Origin of the sequence: Vibrio sp. 10N.222.49.C9, from assembly GCF_041474985.1 — a bacterium.
Classification (GTDB): Bacteria; Pseudomonadota; Gammaproteobacteria; order Enterobacterales; family Vibrionaceae; genus Vibrio; species Vibrio crassostreae_C.
In genome coordinates this window covers 1-296 of sequence record NZ_JBFRVD010000793.1, presented here as the reverse complement: position 1 = coordinate 296, position 296 = coordinate 1, and the positions used below count along the sequence as shown (strand labels likewise).

The following is a 296-nucleotide window of genomic DNA, read 5'->3' as shown; positions in this document are numbered from 1 at the left end:
AAAGGACGAGTGGACTTCTCGGGCTGGCCTCTTGCCATTAATGGAGTGCCACTGGATATTATTGATGACAGCTACGGCTATGACTTTGATGGAACACGTTTTATTAACTTTGTTGCCGCAGTAGAGTTTTATCTAAAAGCGGAGTCTTTGAATAAATATCTTGTCGATGGACTTGTCTCTCTATTGGGACAAGATCGCTTCGCTTATGCATTGAGAGTGGCGCGACTTCACCCTTCTATCAGCAAGCGAATGGCCGATGAAGTGCTTGCAGAGATTAGCGAGCAAGAGTTTGACCG

1 pseudogene is annotated in these 296 nt (G+C 45.6%); it reads left to right on the top strand.

Annotation, left to right across the window (positions count from 1 at the left end):
- Positions 1–296: pseudogene (locus tag AB4585_RS25635) on the top strand (hypothetical protein); the annotation flags it as partial.